Below are 20,349 nucleotides of genomic sequence, written 5' to 3'. Positions count from 1 at the left end.
TAATCGCTTCACTCTCATTTCACTATTCTCCTGATATCGAAATATGACAATCAGCTGGTTGAGAAAAATCATTTCCATATGCAGCAAACGCAATTTCCTGTATTCCATAAACAACATCTTGTGAACAGTTATAAATATAACCTTCTCTCGGCATATAAAGTCTTTTTTCTTTGATTGCAGTTAATGTTTGCAACGCTGGATCATCTAAAAATTCTTTGCGAAAAGCCTCCACATCAAAAGTTCCATGATCATTATATACAGGCAAGATCAGAATATCTGGATTTATTTTTACTAACAATTCCTTACCCACAATCTGTCCATTTTTAATACCTGCTGCTGACACTCCATTTACAACACCTGCATAGTTACACATATCATCAAAAATACAGCCTGTTCCGCCATAAGAAGGCATCAAAGAAATTAAAATAATCGTTTTCCTTTTTTCCGTTGGGATTTTATCAACTTTATTCTTAATTTCTTTTAATTTTTCATCCATTTTAGCAATTAATTGAATTCCCTTGCTTTCTTCACCAATTGCCTTCGCTAACAGCATTGTTGTTTCACGAACATCTTCAACACTCTGCGGTCCTTTACACACAACAACATTCAAGCCAACATCTCGCAAGCCATCAACAATTTCCGCATTTCCCCAGTGAGGGACAATCACTAAGTCTGGTTGAAGGCTAATAATTTGTTCTAAAGATGGATTTTTTATCTTATTTCGTATTTTTTGAGCTTTTTTTACAATGCTAGAGCTTACGGGATCATCCAGAAGTGCATTAATCGCTACTACATTTTCCGTTAGCAGCATACCCAAAATAATTTCATCCGTACTTGCCGAGAGCGTTACAATACGTTTGGGCTTGGCGGGCATCGCTACAACAGTTCCCCTGATATCAACCACCTGGTAAGCAGATTCCCCAACAGAAGTGGTTTTATCATTAGTTATGCCGCACCCTAAAAGCATGAATAAAATCATTAGCATAAAAATAGCAAGAATTTTTTTCATTCAATTCCTCCATGGCACAGTCGTTTTTAAGAATTTGCATCACTATTCTCTTCTAATTCACCTTCTAATGACAGATATAATTTCTGCAATTCCTGTTTTGTCTCTAGTTTTGCATTCCATAATCCCCGTTGTTCTGCTTCCAATAAAACTTCGGTCAGACGTTGCAATGCCCATGGATTCACGTCTTTCATCCATGCTTGAATTTCAGGATCAAATGCATACTTTTCTGCATACTTTTCGTACATCCAATCCTCAAGTACCGCGCTGGTTGCATCCCATTGATAACTGTGTGCCACCAAGTTTGCCAAGTCTTGTGCACCCTTATATCCATGTTCTTTCATGCCTTGAATAAATTTAGGATTGATGGCCTCACCGCGAAACAATCGCTTTACTTCTTCCTGCAAACTACGCATCTGCACCTTTTGGCGATCACTGCTGTCACCGCAATAAGAACGCGGGGCTTTACCACTCAAAGAACGTACTGTGGCAATCATTCCACCATGATAGGCGTTAAAATCGTCTGAGCTTAACATATGACATTCCCGGTTGTCTTCATTTTTGATGGTTATTTCCAAACCAGCCATTCTTTTCTTAAATAACTCCGGCTGATACGCTCCTTTTCCTTTTGCGCCATAAGCATGTCCAGAAAATCGAATATAAACATTTGCCAAATCATCAATTGTTTCCCAATTTTTAGATTCCAGCATATTACCGACTCCTGCACCATATGCACCCGGAGGATCACCAAAAATACGGTAAGCCGCCTGCTCCCATGCTGTTTCTTTATCTACGCCTGTTGCTTCTAATTCTGCTGCATCTGCTAAAACATGTTTGCGGATATAGTTCATATCTAAGCTTTCATCCAAGCCAGCTACCATGTCTACTGCTTTATCCAACCAAGTAATTGCTCCCGGCAAACTATCACGAAACATGCCACTAATCCGGCCTGTTACATCAATTCTCGGACGTTTCAATTCATCAATAGGAATAACTTCCACATCAATCACTCGCATGCTGCCTCGCTGCCAAACCGGTCTTAAACCCATCAGATATAAAAATTCAGCAACACATTGTCCGTGGCTGCGCATATTAGCGCCTGCCCATAATACAATCCCCACACATTCAGGGTAATGCCCCTCTTCGGCAATATAACGGGAGATTACTTCATCACCCATTTTAACCCCAATTTCCCATGCAGCAGGAGTCGGTAAGACCCTGGGATCAATTCCATAAAAATTACGTCCTGTCGGAAGCAAGTCAGCTCCGCCGCTGGTAGGCGCGCCAGCGGCGCTTGGCTCTACATACTCTCCTTGTAAGGCTGCCATTAAATTCGTAATTTCCTGTGTTGTATTCAATAAATTCGGCACAATCTTATTACAAATATATTCTGCTACAATACGTACTTTGTCTAAATGTTCCTGCGATAAATTGCGAACCCAAGATAATTGATCAATTTTATGCACTGACTCTGCCTTAAACTGCTCTTTAGCCAAAATCAAAATAATTTCTTTACTTTTTTCTTGTATTTCATCAATAAAAGCACCATACGTTTTTGTACCATCGTTCATCATTTTACTGCTGTTTTCAAGCAACTCATAATATTCAAATCCATCTATAGCTGCTAAAGTTTGTCTTAACGAAGGAATTTCTCCATTTTCTAAACGTGTCAATGCTAACAAATACTCAATCATCGCCTCATCTTGCGGCGGGCATCCCAAGATATGAAGTCCGGTCCGAATTTGCATGTTCTTAATATCAGTAACATAGGCATGTACTTTTCCGACATATTCGTCAAAGCTTTCTTCCTGATTCTCTGGAATGTCCTCTGCCAAGTTAGCAGCCGCTACTTTCTCTCTGATCAATTCTTGTACTGTTGCGATATTGTCTGGCTGAGTTGTTTTAAAATGACAATATTCATCCACTATCTTTTCTAATTCTTCTAGTTCATCATAGGTTCCCGATTGGCTCATGGGTGGCGTCAAGTAGCTGATTAAGCAAGCGGCGCTGCGCCGTTTTGCCTGAACACCTTCCCCGACAATTGTAATCCAATAAGGATAAATATTCGGCATATCATCAATAGAAATATCTGGATAGCATTTTCTAGACATTCCCGCACCTTTTCCTGGCAGCCATTCTAAAGATCCATGTGTACCTACATGAATCAGAACATCAGCCTGCCATATATCCCGCAGCCAATGATAAAATCCAATATAATGATGTGTTGGTGCACAATCCGGAGAATGCAGCAGTTTAGATGGATCTTCTCCAAAGCCTCTTGGTGGTTGGACGGTAATAAAAACATTTCCTTTTAATGTTCCTGGTATCAATAACTGCCCATCATAGTTGAATACATCACCAGGTGCCTTTCCCCAGTCACGTTCCAGTTGTTCCTTTGTCGTTTCTGCCAGCGGTTTGAAAAAATTCAAATATTGCTCAGTGGTTAACTGTCCTTCGGCTTCTCTAATCTGCTTTTCTGTAATAAACCGGCGATCATTTGTAGCATGGGAGATTAACTCTTCCATAAAACTTTTACTGTCTTGGGGGATATGATCGATAACATAGCCCTGCCTTGCCATTTCCGCCAATAAAAGGCGCACACTTTCCGGCGAATCCAAGCCAGCGGCAGAACCAATATTCGAGTTTACGGCTGGATAATTGTGAAATACAATTCCCACCTTTTTTTCCGCACTGGGTTTCGAGCGTAATCGCGCCCATTTTTCTGCCTTTCGTATCAAAAGCGAAATTCTTTCGGGAATCGGTACATAAGAAATAAGTCCCCGCTCATTTTCTTCTTTTGTTGCAATGGGTATAGAATGAATAATTCCGTCAAATTCTGGCAAACTTACGCTTACAGAAATCTCCATTGGCGTCATACCTACCGTACTTTGCTCCCATTCCTGATAAGAACTCCTCAAAGTATAGGCCTGTAACAGCGGTACATTTAATTCTTGAATAGCCGATAATTCTAATGCTCTTGTTGTTATTAAAGAAAATTTCATACAATTTAGTAATACATCAATAGCAACCTGTCCATCTTCATAAAAATATTTTTCGAAAGCCGCTTGGATACCCGGTGCATTAACGTCCGGATTAGGCTGCCCATTCGTAAACACAATGACTGCATTCATATTTCTTTTTTCTATTTCACGAATAATGGCAGTTTGATAACCTAAATCACCTAAAATCCACTCATCCCGATAAAAAACCAAGCCAATTGTAGATTGCCCCTCTTGATAAAAATCACGTTTGTATTGCTTCAAATCTTGATAGATTGTTTCAGCATCCGGATGATATATACCATTCCAGGGCAACAGATGGGGTTCTTTAAAATCACACTTTTCTCCACAAAATTCACAACTCAGCCATAAAATACAATTATAAAAATTATCAATTCCTCCATAAGTAAAATACTGTCGAATTAAAATTTCTTGTTTCCGCTGAACGTCATACTGCACTAAATCGTCGCCAACATCTTCCACCAAAAAAAGATGACGAATTTTATTTTGCTGCATAAACTTTGAAGCATTTCGCAAAAATCGACAATCCAATCCTGTTCCCATCCAGCGAAAAATAATTATATCTGCAGAAGCTAGTTTTCCTTTCCATTCTTCCCCCCAAGGTGTCGATTCCTGAATCATTTTACTGCTGCATACGGTCTCTAATTTTTGTTTTTCTATCATTTCACTTGCTTGGTTCCATAAATAAAATTGACGCTCAATATTTGTAAAAAACAGGATCTTTCCCACTTTTTCACTCCCATTCCTAAATTTTAGAGTTTGTGTTTCTATACGATATTCTTCAATATTAATAGAAAAAGCCACCCGTTACGGGTGGTTTTTCAAGCCCTATACAAAGAATATACCTGCTTCAAGAACCTAGCCGTACACGTTCTCCGTTAAGCTTGCTATACTATCATTTTGAATGATGACCATGTCCTTCGGTATTTCCAGAGGTAATAGTATGGAATATTTTATGCGCTTCTTCCGGAGTTTTACCGTTTTCTATTGCTTTTTGGGCATGAATTACTGCATAACGATATTTTTTGTGGGCCTCATCTTGCGGAATTTTTTCTGTATTTCTAGGGTCAAAATTCATTACTTTATGAAAAATCTCATGAATCTCTTCCGAAGATTTTCCTGCTTCTTTAGCAAATTGAACATGTTTCATTGCACTTTCATGACGATGCTTCGCATGTGGATCATTGGGAAGTTCATATTCAGGATGTTTTTTTTCAGTAATCATTTTTCCACCTCATTAAAATTTATCTTTTTGTTTATTCTACGCTATATAGTAGTCATACAGTCAATAGCAATCTGCTCTTAAATATAATATAATCTAATCATCTCAGATATTATGCTTGTCAACTTATCCATGTATGCCTAATACATATATATAGGAGAAATATGACATATGGCGAATGAAAAAGAAAACTACATTACTGCGGGAGAACTGGCTTCTCTCTATGGTATTCCCAAGCAAACATTACTTTACTATGACAAAAACGAATTATTGATCCCTGCATTTGTAAATGAACACGGCTATCGCTTTTATTCTGTTTCTCAATATCTCGTACTGGAAATTATTCTCAATATGCGAAAATTAAATATTTCCATTCAAGATATAAAAAATTATCTCCATAATCGCAGTCTTGAAAATTTTGAGCAGATTCTCCAAGAAAAAGAAAGAGAATGCAATAAAATTATCGAAGAAACAATAAAACTTAAAACTAGTTTGCAATCCTCGTTAAAAATGATAGAAAAAATCCGCAAAACCCGCTTAAATCAAATTCAATTAAATTTTCAGCAAGAAAAAATTTTATTTGTCAGTGAATTTTTGACTGAAGACACATCACTAAGAGAGCGAATCAAGATTCTATCCAGACATAATCAAACAGCATTTTCAAAAAATCATTTTAAAGAATTTACTACTGGTTGGATTGTCGGTAAAGATGATTTTTTTGCAGAAAAATTTAATAAAACACTGCAATATTTCACACCGGTTTCTCATCCTTTTTCCAAGAAGTACTGCTTCGTTCGGCCCGAAGGATTGTACTTAACAATCCGCTTTGAAGGAACTTATTATCAAAAAGCAACATCTATATATAAAGAAATTCTGGACTTTATTCAGCGCAATCGTCTAATAATTATCAGTAATGTCTATGTTTTGCCGCTAAAAAACCATTGGATCACTGAGGACACAAAAACATATATCAACCAAATTTCTTTTCAAGTTGAATACGCTTCCTAATACATATATCTTCTCCCTTTTAACTAATACTTTATGACAAGGAGTATATGATGAAAACACTAGTTATTAATGGTTCGCCAAGAAAAAACGGACATGCAATGACTTTAGTGAACGAAATGATAAAATATCTTAACGGAGAAGTAAGGATTATTCATACTTATCACGATAATATAAGTCCCTGCATGGATTGTAGATATTGCTGGAATCACGCTGAGTGTTGTACAGATGATGGTATGCAGGAGGTGTATAAGCTTCTGCATGAAGTTGACAATATAATATTAGCATCGCCGATATATTTCTCTGAACTTACAGGTCAACTTCTAAACTTTGCCAGCAGATTACAGCTATTTTACGTTTCAAGATGTATACGTAAAAACAAAGAATTTAAACTCAAAGAGAAAAAAGGTGTGTTAGTACTTTCAGCAGGTGGCGATACAAAAAATTTAGAACGTGCAACAGAAAGTGCAAACATTATTTTTAGACATACAAATACAAAGTTAATTGGTAGTACGTACACTCTTCGCACAAATGATATATCTGCAGAGGAAGATGCTTTGGCTTTAAGTAAAGCTCATAAATTAGCATTGAAATTAAATGACTTACACGGATACAACTTGCTCATTAATCCTTAGCGTACGAAATCTAAATTTTTGGGCGGCATTTAGAGGTGAATTTATGATTCGAAAGATGAAAAAAGAAGATTTATTGTCTACAAAAATTTTAATGCAATCAATACTTAATTTTTGGCATGAAAGTTGGACCGAAGATACAATAGAAAAAGCGCTTACTGCTTCAGCAGGACTTTCTTTTGTATATGAGTTAAACTCGCAAATTGTCGGAGTTATCTTTGCATTTGATTTTGGATTTAGAGCATATATTGCAGAACTTGCCGTGTCTGAGCAGTCGCGAAATTTAGGAATTGCTAGGAATCTTATCGAGCATGTTGAATTTATATTGAAAAAAAGGAAATGTGAGTTAGTTATTGCGGATGTATGGAAAACCGCAGAACCTTTTTACAAAAAGCTAGGATGGGAACATCCTAATGCTATTCTTGTACGAAAAAGTTTAATTGACTAACAAGCGTAATGGCAAATCTAAACTTGTAGAAACACTCGCAGCAAATAATTATAAATACCCCTTAATGAGTCCTTCATTTTTCATATCAAATAAATCTCCGTAAGCTGCATTAGCAATTCCTTTAATTGCCCAAACACAATTTTGATTTGATACATAAATATATCTGTCCGGAATATACATAATACTGTCATTCTGAAAAGCTTTTAGATGTTGTAATGCCAAATCATTCAAAAATTCTTTCCGATATTCTTTTGCATTATCACTCAACATCTCACGGTTTCCGGAAAGAATAAAAAAATCCGGATTTGATTTTACCATCAACTCCTTGCTAATGAGCTGGCCATTGGGAATACCCATATCGGCAATCGCATTGATTATGTCGGCATGGGTACAAATATCATCAAACATACAGCCTTTACCGCCATAAGTATTCATTTGTGAAACAAGAAAACCTCGTTTCTTTTCTTGTTTCAGCTTCGATAAGATAGTTTCGATTTCTAGCAAATCCGCATCAATCTGTTGTACAATACGTTCTCCGGCTTTCTGTTCGCCAACAACTAAGGATAACGACACCATTCTCTTCTTCATCTCCTCTATGCTTAACGGCATTTTAGAAATAAATACTTTAATTCCTAAATCCCGGTATCCCTGAAGTCGTTCTTCACTGGTACCATCACGGGTAATGATTAAATCCGGTTTGAGCATGATTATTGCTTCAAGGGATGGATTATCTATTTTATACGTAATCTTTTCTGCTTCTTCAACCATATAGGAAATTCCAGGATCTGAAGCAAGCGGGGTAATAGCAACCAATCGTTCCGGCGGGACGAGTCCAAGCAGCATTGTATCCAAGTGAAAGTGTGTTGTTAAAATACGTTGCGGCTTAGCCTGCATTTGAATGATGTTACCAGCATCATCAACTACTTCATAGGCGGTTGATACAGCAGCAGACCGGGACGCAGGCTTTTCCTGCTGCAACATACATCCGCAAGAAATCACACAGAATACAAGAATAACTAAATTGATGAACCATTTAATCTTATAGGGCATATCCCTCTTCTCCTTAATATAATTTAATATTTTTCTGCAATGTATGTTTTTTTACATATTAAATTAGGCATGGCAATAGCCCATGCCTAAAAATATTTACTCAAAATTAGAACTCTCACAATAAAATTGCTTAACCGTCGCTGCGTTCTTCAAGCTCTCCTTCAATAGAAAGATAAATATTCTGTAGCTCCTTGACCATTTCAGCTGTCGTGTTCCACATACCGCGTTGCTGTGCTTCCAGCAATGATTCGGCAATTCTTTGCAGCGCCCACGGATTAACATCTCGCATCCATTCCTGCATGTTCGGATCAAGCGCATATTTTTTGGCATATTGATCATACATCCAGTCTTCCATGACTTCACTGGTCGCATCCCACTGATAACTATGGGCTACATAGTTCGCCAAATCTGATGCACCCTTATAGCCATGCTTCTTCATGCCTTCGGTAAACTTCGGATTCATCGCTTCACCACGGAAAATCCGTTTAATTTCATCCTGCAAACTGCGCATCACGACATGACTCTTATCTGTACTGTCGCCACAATAGGAACGCGGCGCTTTTCCCCGGAGACTGCGTACCGAAGCAATCATGCCCCCATGATACGAGTTGAAGTCATCCGAATTCAGTATGCTGATCTCCCGGTTATCTTCATTATGAATTGTCGCATCAATTGTGCTTAGCCGCCGTTTGAACAACTCCGGCAGATATTCACCGTTTTCCTTTTCTCCATAAACATGCGCACCCCAGCGTACATAGACCTTCGCCAGATCATCAACCGTTTCCCAGTTTTTCTCTTCTAATACATTGGCGACACCGGCACCATAACCCCCTGGCGGGCAGCCGAACAAGCGGTACTCTGCCTGCTTCCTGGCCTCTGCGGCGCTAAGCCCCTGTTCCTCAAGATAGAGAGAATCCTCTATTACATGCTTACGCACATAGTTCATCTCCGGGTTTTCCTCAAGCTCTGCCGCCATCTGTGCCGCTTTATCCATCCATGCAACCGCGCAAGGCATACTGTCTCTAAGCAGACCACTTAGCCGCCCGGTAACGTCAATTCTTGGCCGTTGAAGCTCATCAATCGACATTACCTCCAAGCCAATAACCCTGCCACTGCCTCTCTGCCAGATGGGACGGATACCCATCAAATACAAGAATTGTCCGATACATTCGCCATGGGTACGCATATTAGCGCCAGCCCAGAGGATAATTCCAATCGACTCAGGATAGTGGCCTTCTGCCGAAATATAATCGTGGATCACCGCATCGGCCATCTTTTTACCTGTTTCCCAAGCAAGCTTCGTCGGCAGCAGACGAGGATCAATCCCGTAAAAATTTCGTCCTGTCGGCAAAACATCCGCCCTGCCGCTCGTCGGCGCACCAGCCGGTGCAGGCTCGATAAACTCACCGTCCAGCGCCCGCAGCGTATTCGTCATTTCCTGTACTGTCTTACCCAGATTCGGCGCAATATCAGTGCAGACATACCGGCAGACAGCACGCAGATCTTCCTGCAAAGCTGTCACCATTTGTCCGTAATCACGCAGCTTAAACAAATCTTCTACTGCCTCTTCCTCAAAATCCCGCTCCATTAACGCTTCCATAATTTCTGCACTTGCCTCACGAATACGGTCTGCCATACAGCCGTAGGTGATACTTTTGCCTGCCACCATTTGCGCACTGTTTTCTAAAAGCTCGTAATAATCATAGCCGTCTTTTTTTGCCAGCGTCTGTGCCAGTGAAGGCACCTGCCCATTCTCGATTTTCGTTAATGCCAACAGATATTCCCGCAAAACCTCGCCCTGCGGCGGATTGCCAAGAATATGCAGACCAACGCGTATCTGCATATTCTTGATATCAGTCACATACTCATGAATTCTGCCGACATACGCGTCGAAATCTTCCTCCGCACCCTGGGCAATATCCTGTTCCAAATGCGCTTCCACGATTTTTTCCCGAATCAATGGAATCGCGCTTTCGGCTTTTTCCGGCTGATTGATTTGGAAATGGCAATAATCATCAACCAGCTTTTCTAATTCCTCTAGCTCATCATAGGTACCGGCATTGCTCATCGGTGGCGTCAGATAGTCAATCAGACAGGCCGCACCACGACGTTTTGCCTGTACCCCTTCGCCTACAATTGTGACAATATACGGATAAATATCCGGCAGGTCGCCAATTGAAATATCTGGGTAACAATCATAGGATAAGCCTGTCCCTTTACCTGGCAACCATTCCAAAGAACCATGTGTCCCCACATGAACAACTGCATCAGCCTGCCAAATATTCCGCAGCCAATAATAATAGGCCAAATAATGATGGGTCGGCGATGAATCAGGCGAATGATAAATTTTGCCTGGGTCTTCACCAAAACCACGCGGTGGCTGGACAGTAATCAGAATATTGCCGTTTTTTATCCCTGGAATCAGCAAATGATCATCATAATTGAATACCTTGCCGATTGGCTCACCCCAGCAATCAATCATCTGTGTTTTTACCTTAGCCGAAAATGTATCAAAAAGCAGTTGATATTCGTCCTTACTTACTTTGCCAATCGCTTGTTGAACCTGTTCATCAGTCATAAACCGGCGATCATTTGTCGCACAGCGAATAACTTCTTCCATAAAGCTTTTGCTATCCTCTGGAATATGGTCAATCGTATATCCCTGCTCCTGCATAGCTGCCAACAGCAGGCGTACGCTTTCCGGCGAATCCATGCCAAATGCTGTACCAATATTCGAATTTTTCGGCGGATAATTATGAAAAATAATCGCAATTTTTTTCTTGGCATTCGGTTTATGCCGCAAAGCCGCCCACTTACCCGCCCGTCGCACCAGGAGATTAATCCGTTCCGAAATCGGCACATAGCTGACCATACCATCGTCATCCTTATGCTTACCAGAAATAGGAATGGCATGAATCATCCCATCGAATTCCGGCAGGGTAATGCTGATGGAAACCTCCATTGCCGACAGGCCTTCGATGCTTTCCCGCCATTCCTCGGTCGGACTCAAGAGTGTATATGCCTGTAGCTGCGGAATGTTCAATTCTTCTAATACAGAATAAGCAAGCGCGCCGGAAGCCGTCAAGGAGAACTTCATCGTATTAATCATGACATCAATCCATGTCTTGCCATCTTTCATAAAATAATTACGGATTGCTTCTTCCAAGCCTGGCGCACCCAGCTCAGGCTTAGCAACACCATGACTAAACACAGCAACAACATTAAAGCCCTGCCGCTCACATTCCTCAATTACCGCACTTTGATAAGCAAGATTATCCATCAACCACTCATTGCGATAAAATAAAAGTCCGATTGTTGGACGACCCGACTGACAGAAATCCTGCTCATATTCCGCCAAATCAGTATATACCTTTTGCGCCCGCAGATGATAAATCCCGTTCCAAAGCAGCGGCCTTGGCGGCTCAACCTGACAAGAAGCCTGCGCAAAACGTTGGAACAGCCACAGCCATAAATTTTTGTAATTTTCTATGCCGCCATAGGTTTCATATGCTTCGATCAGTTGATGATCCTCAGCAGTAAACCCAACCGAATCCTTTTCCTCAGACTCATCACCGGCTGTGATTTTATAGAGTATGTTATGCTGCCGAAAAAAGCGGCGAGCACCCTTGAAAAACGGCACATCGATTCCCAGCCCCATCCAGTTCATAATGACAACTGTTGCGCCAGTCAGCTTCTGCTCCCATTCCGCGTCCCAGACAGCCTCCTTCTCAACAATATAAATTTCCCCTTCGCCCGGAAAACGGCCTTCATTTTCAGCCATTATTTTCCCTCTGGCAAACAAAGTATACCGAATATCTGAATTAACGACAAAAATCATTTTCCCCATCACATTCACTCCCCTTCTTCATTTAGAACTTGTCCAGCTTTTCACACAGCTACACGCACCTGAAAACCAAGTCTGTATAGGATAACGATCATAAAACAGGAAAACAATCGGAATAATAAACAAAGTAAATACCGTAGATGACAGCAATCCCCCAATGATTACCCAGGCCATACTTACCCGCGTCTCGGCCCCTTCACTTAAGGACAAGGCAGTGGGCAGCATCCCAACCACCATGGTAATGGTGGTCATAAAGATAGGTCTCAGGCGGGTCTTACCGGCTTCCAGCAATGCCTCATAAGCACTCATCTCCCGCCCCATTAGTGTCAGCGTATAATCAAGCAGCAACGTGCCGTTTTTAGCCACCAGTCCATCCATGACTAAAAAACCAATAAGCGAATAGACATTAATAGTATTATTGGTAAATAGGAGCAATAGCAAGCTTCCTATTAAGCCTAACGGTAATGATAACATCCGGATCATGGGGGTGAAGGCCGATTCATACAGTACAGCCAGCAGCATATATACCAACAGCAGGGATAAGAGTAATGCCTGGATAATTTCACCATAGCTGCTCCCCATATTAGCCGCCTGACCACCCAAACGGTAGGTCACGCCCTCAGGCAACCCTTCTTGCTTAATTAAACTTTCCAATTCTTGCACCACTTCATTTAACGGACGATCAGTTACATTGGCTTGTACAATAACAGTGCGCTGCTTATTAATTCGGGTAACACCTGTAGGTCCAACGCTTTCTTCAATATGGGCTATATCCCCCAAAAATACCGTTTTATTATCAGCCTTAACTGGAATGGTTATCAGGTCAGAGGGTCTAAAATTATCACTGCCCTTGAGCCGAACAACAATATCTGTATCCCGCCCGTTATTTTGGCTGTCATTTGGCAGTACGCCAGCCTTTTTCCCACTAATAGCGCCAGAAAATGCTTCCTTAACATCCTGCACCGAGGTATTGAAAAATTTCATCCGGTCTCTGTCCACTGTTAGTTTGAATTCAGGAACCCCTACCCGGTAGTTACTCCGGATATCTTTAGTGCCTGTAACCTTAGTCAGTATTTTTTGCATTTTATAGGAATATTTAACCAAACTATCCATATCTGACCCCAGCAAATAAATCAATAGCGAGGAATGCTCTTCGCCGCCACCTGTCGAAATACCAGCCACCGATGACTTTGCTTCAGAAATTCGTACCGCTGCTTGAGGAAGATTATTTTTGGCAAAACTTCGGGTTGCATCAGTAATTTGCCAAACGCTGCGACTGCGTTCTCTTTTACCAACAAGCTGCACAGTCAGCTTGGCTTTGTTGCTGCTGACCAAACCTATATCACTTAAACAATAAGTCACTTCCGGGATTGTCAGTATATACTGTTCCAACTCATTCACTACCGCATCTGTCATCTCTAGATTTTGACCTATTGGTAATTCAACAGAGATCTGGAAGCTGCTTTCATCTGTCAGTGGCATATACTCGGCGCCAATAATCCCTGTTGGCAGCAACAAAATAGTAGCAATAAACAAAACAAGGACAGCAGCAACTACCCGCTTACCATGATCTAGGCTCCAACACAACAGCTTCTCGTAGTTTTTAACTGCTGCTGTTTCTAGCCTGTCCATAAACGCCCATATTTTTCCTGAAGTCAGCGCAGGCGCAGCCCCGGCGACAAATAAACGTGAGGCCAGCATAGGCGTCAGCGTAAATGATATGAACAACGAAAACAACGTGGCAAATACAATCGTTAAACCAAATTGGCGAAAATACTGACCAGTCATATCGGTCATAAAGGCAATCGGCAAAAATACGACCACATCGCACAAGGTCATCGCAATCGCGGCCATACCAATTTCATTGCGTCCTTCTTCAGCAGCTACTGCCGGCATTTTTCCCATCTGCCGATGCCGGTGAATATTTTCCAGCACAACAATCGCATCATCAACTAATATCCCAATACATAACGCCATACCCATTAAAGACATCATATTAAAGGTAAATCCTACCGCATACATAACCAAAAAAGTTGAGATTAACGAAGTAGGTATCGCAATCATGACCGCAACTGTTGAACGCCAGCCGCGCAGGAACAAAAACAGTACTAAACCAGTAGTAATTATGCCCTCGACCAACGCAGTCAGTGTATTTTTCAAGGATTTATCAATATAAGTAGCGTCATTAGCCACCACTATAAACTGATATTCTGGATATTCGCTGCGCAGCGCTGCCAGTTGCACTTGTACAGCCTTCACAGTATTGACAATATTGGCCTCACTGTTTTTATACACCTTCAAAGAAACCGTATCATCCCCGTTTACCCTGGCATAACGGCTTACACGACTGTCTTGCTCAATTACCTCCGCGATCTCAGTTAACGGCACAGCTGCACCGTTCGCATTAGGAAGATATACTCGCTTAATTTCATCTGGTGAATTGTAACGGGCGACCAAACGCACATCACTTTCCATCATATCTGTGTGTACCGAACCAGCAGGCAGCAACAGATTATTTTCTTCAATGCGGTTTGCAATCTGATCTAGCGACAAATTGTACAATGCTAATTTATCGCGGTCAACTAAAACGGCCACTTCCCGGTCACGGCCGCCGCCAACTGTAATATCAGAAACACCATCAGCCCGCTGCAACCGTTCTTTAAAAATCTGATCAGCCTTGCCATAGATATCAGACAACGTATATTTGGCTTTTACCGCAATTTCCATAATTGGCTCAGCGTTGGCGTCCCGCCTGATTATCACAGGCTCATCGACCTCATCTGGCAGATTTTTGCGTACCCGGTTGATCGCCTTAGACGCATCAATGGACGCAATATCGGCATTGGCCGTATAGTCAAATTCTAATACAATCGTAGCTTTTTCCGGCTTAGCTATTGCAAGAATTTTCTGTAGATGAGTCAGTGAAGCCAGTTCCTTCTCCAAAGGTTTAATAACACTTTCTTCAACTTCCTCCACACTGGCGCCGGGATATTCAACTGATATGGAGAAATAGGGATTATTTAGTGCCGGCAATAACTCAACCCCGATGTGAAAGAAGCTATATAAACCAAGCACCACAAATAACATAACAATCATTGTTATGCCCACAGGACGTTGAATGGAAAAGCGAGTAATATTCATAAGGATTTTCCTCGTTCTTCCGTTTCAACCACCGTATCCTGTTTAAGGCGGGCTATATTACTGACCGCCACGCGCTCCCCATCGTTAATGCCTGTAAGAATCTCCACAGAATCATCATTGCGTTGTCCGGTTGTCACCAGGCGTTGTTCAGCTTGATTATTATCATTAATTACAAACACATATTTCTTGCCGTTTTTTTCTAAAATAGCCGTTTTGGCAACAAATAAAGTCTGCGGTCTAAGTAATCCTGTAATATCAGCATGAGCAAACATACCGCTTCTAATCGCCGATTCTCCCTGCGTAAGCGCCAGCCTGACAGTAAAAGCCTGCGTCTTGGCATCACTTGCCGGACTCACATAAATAATCGTGCCAGGATAGTCCTGCCCCAACGAATCAATAGTCACCTTCACCTGCATACCTGTACGGATTTGGGCGGCATTCTGTTCAGAGACCTGACATTCAATGTAGTTACTGCCATTATCGACAACAGTCAGTAGTTTTTGACCTGCCTTGACAAAGGCCCCCGCTTCTGCCTGCCGGTAACCGATAATACCGTCCCGTGGTGCGCGCAATATCCGATCTTCATACTGTTTTTCTAAAGCTTCCAGATTGTATCTGACCTTAGCCAGTGCAGCCTGCTTACTTGCCAATACGGCGGGAATCCCGCTGTCCATCGCCTGTTCCTGCAAAGCCGCCAAAACAGCCTTGGTATTAATCATTTGTTGTTTCGCGATATCAAGTGCCTCACGGGAAACAGCGCCACTATTATGTAAGGATTCATAACGCTGATAATTAGCAAAATTTCGCTCATAATTAGCCTCAGCTTTTTGATAGTCAGCTTCATAAGCGGCTTTTGTTTCAATGGTTTCGGCACTAGCCTGCTGGATAGCTGCTGTTGTCTGCGCAATAGATAGTTCGATATCCAGAGTATCCTGCACAACCAGCACTTGCCCGGCAGTTACTAACTGCCCCAACTCAACGGCAACCTTTGTAATATATCCCTTATACTTGGGCGCAATATCGATCTGTGCTGCCGCTACTGTCTGGCCGCTTAATACAATCCTTGACAACATATCCTGCCGCAAAACAGTCTCTACTGTAACCAATGGTTTTACTGCACTAGTCTTAGCCATATTCCCTGCACCAGTATTATGGGTTTTCCAAAACAGCATAGCTCCGAAACAAACTACAGCAACCACCACAACTCCGAACATCAGCCAGCGTTTTCTGCTGTTAAGAATTTTTCTCATTTTCAAAGTTGTTCACTCCATTCATTCAAACTGCCAGCTATGACGGTAGTCAGCTTGGAAAACTGTTAAATCCGGCTCAGAGAAGATAATGGACAAAATGCTCAAAGTCTGCTCTTTTAGGAAAAGAAATTGCCTGCTGCGGACATTTTGGCAGACAACCGCTGCATAATACAACACACTCGTAAGGATTGACAACCACTGCCTTTTGCTTTGCTTCGTCAAATTCGTATACCTTTTTAGGACAAAAATCAAAACAAATTTTGCATCCCTGGCAGCGTGACTCGTCAACCGTCGGATACCAGTCAATCAGTTCCCTGGCAGTTGTAAGCTCCCGCTTTTTGTGGAGTTTTATTTCCTTGTTATTCATACATATATCCCTTTCATCGCAAATTACCAATAACCGCCAACTAATATGCCTAATTAACGATTTTGGCAAAGTTTGTCCATTAAAATACAGCTTTTACCCCTAGTACATAATTACGCCCACCACGCGGATAACTGGCATAACCGTCATAATACTTATCAAAAATATTATTAATAGTAAGAAAGGTCGTATATTCCTTACTTAATTTCCAATTGACATCAGCATCCCATACCCAATAACTTTTCTCGATATAATTGTAGTATTTAGGGTCTGTTCTATCAAATGCCGCTGTGCCTTTAACATCAACACTTACTTTTTCATCCGCGTAGGATACACCAATATTCCAGGTCTTTTTAGGAATATTGGTGTCTTGAGTATAGGCCGCGCTGCCGCTTTTATTTTGGGCATCCACATAGTTAAATCCGATAAATCCTTTTAGTACAGGAGTCAACTGTTTACTTACCTGAAGTTCAATGCCATCGGCTTTTTGTTTATCGACATTTGACGGTATCCAATGTTGGTTGTTTACATTTGTGCCAATATCCTTCCAGGTAATGGCATCTGACAATTTACGTTTAAAATATGCGATCTTCCCTTCGGTAGTATCATCAAATTTGTGGTTCATACCTACTTCCATACTCCAGCCGGTTTCCGGCTTTAAATCAGGATTGCCATCATAGGTATAGGTCTTCGAACCATAGGTGCTTACCTGATGCGGCCAGTACAAATCATCAAACCGCGGAGCGTGAAATACCTCTCCCCATGATGCGTAATAAGTAGTTCTCTCACTGGCTTTATAATTTGCCGCAACATGTGGAGTCGAACTCTTGCCATATACACCATTATCATCGTAACGAAAGCCCGGAGTTACACTAAATTTTTCAGCTATATCCCATCTATCTTGAAGGTAAAGCCCCTTTACGGTATTATCCTTATTGCCATAAGATGAACTTTGGATTTCATCCTTACGCCAGTCAATTCCTGAGGACAACGTATGCTTATCACCAAGTTTTGAATTAATTTGGTAATTAAATCCTTTAATTCTTACATCATTATCAGAGCTTTCACTAAACCGGTGAGAAGCATTCTGGTAGACCTTTACTTGGTAATCGGTAGTGGCTGAGGTGCTTTCTCTGTAAGTAATATCCCAATTGTGCTGCCTGATCTTGTCATACTCATCCGCAGCTTCACTTTCATTTTCGTCATTAAAATATTCATAGGATACTGTCAAATCACCGTTGCCCACCTTGTTATCCAGCCTCAGGGTATACGCATTTTGATCAACACCTGTATAATCGACAGTCTTACCACTGCCATCGGTATAATTGCCTAAATGTTTTTTATCAGCACTAAAATACCAACTAAAGTCACCATCTTTTCCCTGATTTGTCATTGAAAAATTGCGACTATCCCAATTACCGCCAGAAACCTTGACAGTGGTCTGGTTTTTTTCACCCTTTTTGGTAATGATATTAATTACGCCGCCAACAGCATCCGCACCATATAAGGCTGATCTCCCACCTTTTACAATTTCAATACGTTCAATATTTTCAGTACCTACAAGACCTGTCAAGTTAGTAGTTGCCGAGCCAAAGCCGCCAATGCCATTCGGCATGTTCATTCGCCGGCCATCAATCAAAACAATAACCTGTTCACTGCCATTGATAAAAGGAGCGCTAATACTGCCTGGATTACCATATGACCCGATATTCACCCCGGGAGTATGCTTTAATATATCTCCTAAATTGTGATAATTTCCTTTCTCAATTTCTTCACTGGTGATTACTGTCACATTCGCTGCCGTTTCCGATATTTTTGTTGGCACGCGATTAGCCGTAATCACCACCTGATCAAAAGAAAACTGGTCTTGCTCCTCAGCCTGAGCACCCCCCGGAAGCTGGCATAACAACGCGCTTGTCACCATAGCATACAGCAAAGCATTGCTTTTTTTAGTCGTTTTCATTTTTTTCATCAATTCTTTCTCTCCTTAATATAATTATCCTTAGATAGCTGTCAAACATAAAAAAATACACTTCCAGGACTGACCCAGAAATGTATCGGCGGTACTTTTGATAGCTTGTTAATAGAATAACAAACTATCGCTAAAAATCCCCTTCCCATCACTCGCGGGTTAATCGGTGATTGTCAGACAGGCAGTTCTCCTGGCTCTGGATCGTAGTTCACCCAAACCTTCCCAAGACTATCATCTCAGTGGCATACCTTGGGTTTGCTCCCCATTACAGTGGCGGGACCGCGCCGGTTTTTCACCGATCTTCCCTATTAAGCCTTTTCAGGCACCTGTCTCATCAGTATTCAATTTTTCGATTCAACTAACTATTAGTAGCTATGTCCATGATCCTTGCTATGACCAGCATTGCCATGACTATGGCAATGTCCCTTGCCGCATCTATGAGCATGTCCGTGCGGTTGGTGGACAATAGCTGACCGGAGATGGGATATATAGATATCTTGAATGTCGACATTTCCACCCAACCCGTGGAAATATATATCCACTTCAAAACCGGCTGCTGCTAACTGTGACTTAGCAGAGTCCTCTTCATCACCAGCCATGTCATTAGTGGCATGATCACCAGTTACCAACATAAACGGCATCAGCGTAACTTTTTTCACCTGGTTCTGTTTTAGTTTGTCGATAATCCGGCTCAACGAAGGGAAGCCATCTACTGTATAGACAAAGACATTAGTAAGGCCAGCATCTTCGAGCTTTAACTGTAGAGCTGCATAAGCCGCATTAGCCGGGTGCATTCCACCATGGCCCATAAGCACAACGGCTCTGTCTGGCTCAGAGTTAGGCAGTTGAGTCGCCAGGGCTTTAATGGCAATTGCATAGTCATCTGGATGATTGTCCTGTCCCATATAATAAAGGAGCGGACGACCTAATCGGATTTTTTCAAAAGCCTTTTCCTTGGCATGAGCGTAATGGCTAACAAGTCCCTTTACTTTGTCATATTCAGCACCAGGCACAATATGCAGCGGTTGAATATATACTTCCTGAAACCCTTCGGCCTGAAGACGTTCTAAGGCTTGTCGCTCATTATCAATCTGAACTCCGTCCCGCTCGGCTATCCGTTTAATGACAGTACGAGAAGTAAATGCCCGACGCACCTCATAGTCAGGAAAAGTTTTACTGAATAGATTCTCAATGCATTCAATATTCAGCTTTAAGGTTTCCGGATAGGAAGTGCCAAAACTAACAACCACGATGGCCTTGTTTTTTGCAGTTTGTTCTTGATTCATAGGTTATTTCCCCCTCATTTTCGCATAATAATAAGTAAGCCCCTCCCTGATATTCAGGAAGGGGCTGTAAGTAAAAAGCGTACGTTCATATTCTATTCCGGCCTTGATA

General features: G+C 41.5%; 13 protein-coding genes and 1 riboswitch. Of the genes, 3 read left to right on the top strand and 10 right to left on the bottom strand.

Features of this window, described 5'->3' with window-relative positions:
- Nucleotides 1-22: 22 nt before the first annotated feature.
- From ACZ449_RS08415 to ACZ449_RS08405, 3 genes are all read right to left on the bottom strand, one after another.
- The gene (locus ACZ449_RS08415; RefSeq protein WP_464260579.1) at nt 23-1,009 is read right to left on the bottom strand and encodes an ABC transporter substrate-binding protein; all 987 of its coding nucleotides are present in this window, start codon (nt 1,007-1,009) and stop codon (nt 23-25) included.
- Between the two features lie 26 nt (nt 1,010-1,035).
- On the bottom strand, nt 1,036-4,755 hold the full coding sequence (cobN, locus tag ACZ449_RS08410; RefSeq protein WP_464260578.1) for a cobaltochelatase subunit CobN: 3,720 nt from the start codon (nt 4,753-4,755) through the stop codon (nt 1,036-1,038).
- Between the two features lie 166 nt (nt 4,756-4,921).
- Nucleotides 4,922-5,251 carry a hypothetical protein gene (locus ACZ449_RS08405; RefSeq protein ID WP_464260577.1) on the bottom strand — a complete coding sequence of 110 codons (330 nt, stop codon included), beginning with the start codon at nt 5,249-5,251 and terminating at the stop codon, nt 4,922-4,924.
- Between the two features lie 168 nt (nt 5,252-5,419).
- Between ACZ449_RS08405 and ACZ449_RS08400 the strand changes: the two genes are divergently transcribed.
- From ACZ449_RS08400 to ACZ449_RS08390, 3 genes are read left to right on the top strand one after another with little or no spacing between them, the layout of a single operon-like run.
- A complete protein-coding gene (locus tag ACZ449_RS08400; RefSeq protein WP_464260576.1) occupies nt 5,420-6,256 on the top strand; it encodes a MerR family transcriptional regulator in 837 nt (278 codons plus the stop codon).
- Nucleotides 6,257-6,303: 47 nt separating this feature from the next.
- On the top strand, nt 6,304-6,888 hold the full coding sequence (locus tag ACZ449_RS08395) for a flavodoxin family protein (RefSeq protein WP_464260575.1): 585 nt from the start codon (nt 6,304-6,306) through the stop codon (nt 6,886-6,888).
- Between the two features lie 43 nt (nt 6,889-6,931).
- Complete coding sequence (locus tag ACZ449_RS08390) at nt 6,932-7,333, top strand: GNAT family N-acetyltransferase (protein ID WP_464260574.1); 402 nt, start codon at nt 6,932-6,934, stop codon at nt 7,331-7,333.
- A 48-nt stretch (nt 7,334-7,381) separates the two neighbouring features.
- On the opposite strand, the gene ACZ449_RS08385 is transcribed toward ACZ449_RS08390, so the two are convergent.
- The 7 genes from ACZ449_RS08385 to ACZ449_RS08355 form a co-directional block, all read right to left on the bottom strand.
- A complete protein-coding gene (locus ACZ449_RS08385) occupies nt 7,382-8,383 on the bottom strand; it encodes an ABC transporter substrate-binding protein (protein WP_464260573.1) in 1,002 nt (333 codons plus the stop codon).
- A gap of 130 nt (nt 8,384-8,513) precedes the next feature.
- On the bottom strand, nt 8,514-12,230 hold the full coding sequence (gene cobN / locus ACZ449_RS08380; RefSeq protein ID WP_464260572.1) for a cobaltochelatase subunit CobN: 3,717 nt from the start codon (nt 12,228-12,230) through the stop codon (nt 8,514-8,516).
- Nucleotides 12,231-12,248: 18 nt separating this feature from the next.
- A complete protein-coding gene (locus tag ACZ449_RS08375; protein WP_464260571.1) occupies nt 12,249-15,368 on the bottom strand; it encodes an efflux RND transporter permease subunit in 3,120 nt (1,039 codons plus the stop codon).
- Nucleotides 15,365-16,618 carry an efflux RND transporter periplasmic adaptor subunit gene (locus ACZ449_RS08370; RefSeq protein WP_464261840.1) on the bottom strand — a complete coding sequence of 418 codons (1,254 nt, stop codon included), beginning with the start codon at nt 16,616-16,618 and terminating at the stop codon, nt 15,365-15,367. Before ACZ449_RS08370 ends, ACZ449_RS08375 begins: the two co-directional genes overlap by 4 nt.
- Before the next feature lie 76 nt (nt 16,619-16,694).
- Nucleotides 16,695-16,985: a 4Fe-4S dicluster domain-containing protein gene (locus ACZ449_RS08365; RefSeq protein WP_464260570.1), complete on the bottom strand. Its 291-nt coding sequence runs from the start codon at nt 16,983-16,985 to the stop codon at nt 16,695-16,697.
- A gap of 79 nt (nt 16,986-17,064) precedes the next feature.
- On the bottom strand, nt 17,065-18,954 hold the full coding sequence (locus tag ACZ449_RS08360; RefSeq protein ID WP_464260569.1) for a TonB-dependent receptor plug domain-containing protein: 1,890 nt from the start codon (nt 18,952-18,954) through the stop codon (nt 17,065-17,067).
- 163 nt (nt 18,955-19,117) lie between these two features.
- Nucleotides 19,118-19,299: riboswitch (cobalamin riboswitch) on the bottom strand.
- A gap of 20 nt (nt 19,300-19,319) precedes the next feature.
- Complete coding sequence (locus ACZ449_RS08355; protein WP_464260568.1) at nt 19,320-20,240, bottom strand: sirohydrochlorin cobaltochelatase; 921 nt, start codon at nt 20,238-20,240, stop codon at nt 19,320-19,322.
- Nucleotides 20,241-20,349 lie beyond the last annotated feature (109 nt).

This window comes from Desulfosporomusa polytropa (genome assembly GCF_055380075.1).
This window is presented reverse-complemented; position numbering and strand designations above follow the sequence as displayed.